Origin of the sequence: Caldalkalibacillus mannanilyticus JCM 10596, from assembly GCF_000615945.1 — a bacterium.
GTDB lineage: Bacteria > Bacillota > Bacilli > Caldalkalibacillales > JCM-10596 > Bacillus_AT > Bacillus_AT mannanilyticus.
In genome coordinates this window covers 1-2564 of the sequence record NZ_BAMO01000083.1, presented here as the reverse complement: position 1 = coordinate 2564, position 2564 = coordinate 1, and the positions used below count along the sequence as shown (strand labels likewise).

Here is a 2564-nt window from a genome sequence, read left to right as displayed (position 1 = left end):
TGTAACCGTCAAGTAAAATTGAACACTTTTTGCTCATTAATTTTGAACACTTTCACGATCGAAGATCGTGGAGCGATGCTTCATTCTATAACTATCACCGTCTAATTGAATCACCTCTGCTCTATGAATAACTCTGTCTAGTATGGCTGATGTAATAGCTGGGTCTCCCAGCAGTTCTCCCCATTCACTAGGTCCTTTATTTGAAGTTAGAATAATGGAAGCATGGTTATAGAGATCGTTAATCAAGTGAAAGAATAGATTCGCCTCGCCCGTATCCATGGCCATAAACATGAGATCATCAATGATCACGAGGTTTGCTTCTCGAATACGCTTTAACCGTAGTTTGGACTTACGAGTCATATCCTCTGTTTTTAACGCATGAATGAGTTCTCCCATTGAGATAAACGACACTTTATATCCTCTGTGTATCGCTTCAATCCCTAACCCTGTTGCTAGGTGAGTTTTTCCTAGACCTGTCGGTCCAAGAAGGATTAAGTTATATAGCTGTTCTAACCACGTAAGCTCTCTTAATTGATTAAGCTGTTTTTGACTAAGAGATTGTTGCTCCGCAAGCTCAAAGTCATCTATTGATTTGTAGAAGGGAAAGGCTGCCCATTTTAACCGTCTTTCTACTTGTTTTTCGTTTCGACGTTTTTGTTCATAATTCATTAGCTGCTGAAGAAACTGACGATATGTCCAATCTTCAGATTCAGCTTTTTGAAGAAGAGTAGGTAGATGGTAGGCTGTTGCGGCAAACCGTAATGAACGTAATTGGGTTTGAAGATGCTCAAGGGATTGACTCATATCGATTCTCCTTTCAAGATCGCAATATACTCCTTCACATCCCGTGTCCGAGGTTTGATTTCCATGAGCGACTGATCCCATTGGTTTAAAGGTTTCATGTCATGTTTACTCGACAGTGCTATGTTCACTTGGCGTTGTCGTTTGACATACTCCACCGCATCATGAAACTCAGAGGCGCTCCATAATTTCCGCTTCATACATTCCTTTAAGGCTAGATCCATGGTCATTGTATCAATGGATTTCATTGTTTTACTGATCATTTGTAGTTGGTCACGTATGTAGCGAGGGTAGGTACGGCGAACCTCTTCTAGGAAACGATGAGCCAAATTCACATCTTCAAATTGTTCAGCAATGCTATGGATATACGCATCAATTCCTTTCGTTCGATCTCGAGTATGTTGACGGTCTTGCACCAAAACTCCTTTTCGATAATCAATCGAATGTTCAGCAATAATGGGGCCGTCCATTTGTTCACGAATGACTAAATGTTCGTCAACTGTTACTTCAATATATACTTGATTGGTTTTCCCATACGTTCCGAGAGGAACGGAATAACGATTCGATTCATATAGAATGGTGTTGTCCTTACGGACCGTCCTTGATATACTAGAATCAGGTTTTAGCATTTTTATGCTAGAGGAGACGGGTCGTAAGTGTTGCTTTTCCAGGGTGAACACTTCGGCTGGTCTTTTTTTTGTTGTATTATGGACCTTCCCATTTCCTGTTCTCTTCAGCCAAGAAAGACATTGCTCATTCCAATGATCTAGGCGATGAAAGACCCGATTCTTTGCAAAGTTTTTCTTAACAAAACCTACCACATTCTCGATCTTTCCTTTACTCTCCGGATCAGCCTTACGGCAAAGATGAATGTTTAACTTCCGCTCCTCTCGATAAGATTGAAACTCATTCGTGAGAATGATATCTCCTGCATTTTCATTAACCACTAGTAGTGCATCTTGATCATATACTAGCTCATAAGGAATCCCCTCAAAATGCTGGAAAGCAGACTCATGGGCTCGAATCACATCCCGAGTGGTAAAGGGGCGATCCAACCACTCTGCATACTTGTACCGAGAGTGTGAGAGGACAAAACTGATAAAGTACAATTTGATCTCTTTTCCTCTACTCGTCTTTTGTTTGGTTTGACCAAAGTCAACTTGAGCTTGCTGTCCCATTGGAGGGTCTGGAATTGCTTGATAATGGCGATGCTCTTTTACCTTTGGTATATGATATTTCTCTCTCAACTCTCTGACGTAACTACGAGTGGTACTCTCACCTACTTTTAATGAAGGGTATCTCTCTTGTAACCAGTCATAAACTTGGGCTGCTGATAGGTCAGGATGCTCTTTGAGCCAAGAAACAATGTGCTCTTCGTAAGACCCAAGTTTCTTCCTCCTTAACTTTGATGAAGCAAGCCATACTGCCATCTCTTCAGGTGACTTCCTTAAATACTCATAAACTGTTGTTCTTGATATCCCCAGCTTGGTTGCAATTTGACTATTGTTAAAGCCTTGATTATGTAGTTGTTGAATGTTCATGTACAAATTCCACTTATCCACCTTTCATTGCCCTCCATCTCCGATGTATCTATGAATCTATTCACATCTTACAGGATGGAGTTGTATCATTGTAAGGAGTGTTTAGGTGCACTTTTTAATTCAGTCCTTACGGACTGTACAAGATATATGAATTGGAATACTATGGTAATAAGTGTTCAATTTTATCTAGCAGAAACTGTCCATTTTAGTTTAGCAGTTACA

At 40.4% G+C, this 2564-nt stretch carries 2 protein-coding genes; both read right to left on the bottom strand.

Features of this window, described 5'->3' with window-relative positions:
* Positions 1-36 precede the first annotated feature (36 nt).
* Positions 37-804, bottom strand: coding sequence for an IS21-like element helper ATPase IstB (gene istB / locus JCM10596_RS22670; protein ID WP_025029045.1), 768 nt, complete (start codon positions 802-804; stop codon positions 37-39).
* Positions 801-2342: an IS21 family transposase gene (gene istA, locus JCM10596_RS22665; protein ID WP_148302699.1), complete on the bottom strand. Its 1542-nt coding sequence runs from the start codon at positions 2340-2342 to the stop codon at positions 801-803. The genes istB and istA overlap by 4 nt, the downstream gene beginning before the upstream one ends.
* Positions 2343-2564 lie beyond the last annotated feature (222 nt).

Coding starts and splice junctions, on each gene's coding strand:
- istA (WP_148302699.1), bottom strand. CDS start 2,342: ATGAACATTCAACAACTACATAATCAAGGCTTTAACAATAGTCAAATT.
- istB (WP_025029045.1), bottom strand. CDS start 804: ATGAGTCAATCCCTTGAGCATCTTCAAACCCAATTACGTTCATTACGG.